This is a genomic window from Methanosarcinales archaeon (assembly GCA_014859725.1).
Lineage (GTDB): Archaea > Halobacteriota > Methanosarcinia > Methanosarcinales > Methanocomedenaceae > Kmv04.
On the sequence record JACUTQ010000256.1, the window covers coordinates 1 to 2,150 of the forward strand.

Here is a 2,150-nt window from a genome sequence, read left to right on the forward strand (position 1 = left end):
TAAATAATAGTGTTTATTAGTATAGAAATAGTTTATTAAAGGGTCTTAACATATATAGAAAATACGTGATAGAAGTAGAAATCAAGGTTAAGATAGACAATCCTGACTCAATAAGGTCTAAACTTGAAAAACTTGGCTGCATCCATTTTGATAATCAAGTCCAGAGTGATACATATTATAATGCAACTGACAATGTAGGTGGCAGGGATTTTGCCAGAACCGATGAAGCCTTGAGGATCAGGAGGATAAGTGATATTTCCTTCATTACATACAAAGGTCCAAAGATACATAAGCTTTCTAAAAGCCGTAAAGAGATCGAAATCGAGATCAAAGATCCCGCAGGAGCAGCTGAGATGTTAACTGCATTGGGATTTAGCCAGGTAATGACAGTAATAAAGAGCAGGGACATTTACAGGTTGGACCAGTATGACATTTCATTGGACAATGTAAAAGGACTGGGCGATTTTCTTGAGATAGAGACCACTGCTGAATTCGAAAGTGAGGTCCCTTCCAAGGTAGATTCCATCTTTGGATTATTGGCGGAATTGGACCTAAAACAGGAGGATACCATCACAACATCGTATCTTGAATTGCTGCTTCTAAAAAAGAGAAAATGAAAAAAAGTTGATTAAATATATTTGGTCACGGCCAGAACAGTACTTATCCGAATATTTCCTGTCTTCACATCGAATTCAATTGAACCTCCACAATCCACACCCACATATTTAGTTTTAACTAATATCATTGGAATTCATTTAATATTACAATACCAAACATAAATATTTTAGTACCATTAGTAATTATTCATGTTGTACTGAATTACCTTCTAAATTGAGGAATATAATTGAAAGTAAGTGCTTTTACATTGGATAAAATACCTTTGATAATAAAAGGTCAAAACATTTCAGAGCTGATCTATCAGCATACGAAATTGGAGGATAATGATATTATTGTTCTGGCTTCTACGATCATCTCAAAATCTGAAGGTCTTGTCATTGATCCTACTAAAATTATTCCTTCACAAGAGGCAAATAGGATATCAAAAAAAACAGGAATGTACCCGGCATTTGTCCAGGCTGTTCTGGATCAGAGCAGCGAGGTCATATTGGAGTCACCAATATTCTTAGTACGTCATATTAGTGGTAATATCTGCATCAATGCAGGTATAGATGAATCAAATGTTGAAGATGGATTATTACTGCTGCCTGCCGACCCTGATAAATGTGCCCTGAAAATCAAACAAGAATTGTTCAGGTTGGCCGGGAAACGGGTGAGTGTAATCATTACTGATACCAATGGGCGGGCATTCAGGGAAGGTCAGACCGGTTTTGCACTGGGAGTAGCCGGGATGGATACTCACCATGACTGGAGGGGAAGTACAGATATGTATGGAAAAGTATTGGAAGTGGCAAACGAAGCTGTAGTTGATGAGCTTGCAGCTTTTGGAAATTGTATGATGGGGGAAGGTGATTGGGGTACACCAATTTTGATCATCAGGGGATTTAATCTCTACTCTGAAAAAAATGGAGTTAAAGCTCTTCACCGCTCACCAGAAATAGATATAATCAGAACTGCTTTACTGCATTACAAAAATAAATGCAGATTATAGCCGCATATCCATTTTCATTTTACCCATGGCCACCAGATACTGAATGTCTTTTCCAACCTCAATTTTATCCTTGTATCCGTCAGGAATGGTCAGTTCAATAGTGGAATAGTCATTCATATCCATTATCTGTGCCACATTCCCGGTTATGGAAAGTACCTGGCCATTCTTACGTTCAACAAGAGGGACATAGATCTTCTGGGTAACCGGTGATATGATGGATCTTTTTTGGCTGTCAAATATTCCTATGGCTTCCACCCTTGCTTTAGCACTGCCGTGTTTTCCTGGTTTGGAGTGTGATAAGGATTTGATAATGCATGGTTCATCATCTATTATTACATACCTTCCTTCTTTTAATGTGCGGACTTCTGTTTGTTCTTTCATTAGATAAATTCCTCCGGTGAATATGAAATATATAAACGATTCAGATATCTTAGATATTTAAATACGTATCGACATTTAGGTATTCATTCCAATATAAATATAATGTGTATCTTCTTCAAATTAAATGGTAAATGGGAAAATATATTTTTATGGAATCTTT

3 protein-coding genes are annotated in these 2,150 nt (G+C 36.8%); 2 read left to right on the plus strand and 1 reads right to left on the minus strand.

What is annotated here, in order from left to right; all coding sequences use genetic code 11:
• Nucleotides 1–65 precede the first annotated feature (65 nt).
• Together cyaB and IBX40_12985 are read left to right on the plus strand one after the other, a co-directional pair.
• On the plus strand, nucleotides 66–617 hold the full coding sequence (gene cyaB, locus IBX40_12980) for a class IV adenylate cyclase (protein MBE0525224.1): 552 nt from the start codon (nucleotides 66–68) through the stop codon (nucleotides 615–617).
• Nucleotides 618–844: 227 nt separating this feature from the next.
• Complete coding sequence (locus tag IBX40_12985) at nucleotides 845–1,609, plus strand: coenzyme F420-0:L-glutamate ligase (protein ID MBE0525225.1); 765 nt, start codon at nucleotides 845–847, stop codon at nucleotides 1,607–1,609.
• On the opposite strand, the gene IBX40_12990 is transcribed toward IBX40_12985, so the two are convergent.
• Complete coding sequence (locus tag IBX40_12990; GenBank protein MBE0525226.1) at nucleotides 1,604–1,990, minus strand: translation initiation factor IF-5A; 387 nt, start codon at nucleotides 1,988–1,990, stop codon at nucleotides 1,604–1,606. The genes IBX40_12985 and IBX40_12990 overlap by 6 nt on opposite strands.
• Nucleotides 1,991–2,150 lie beyond the last annotated feature (160 nt).

What these genes read in the sequence shown, in the direction of transcription:
- IBX40_12990 (MBE0525226.1), bottom strand. Translation starts at nt 1,990, where the DNA reads ATGAAAGAACAAACAGAAGTCCGCACATTAAAAGAAGGAAGGTATGTA.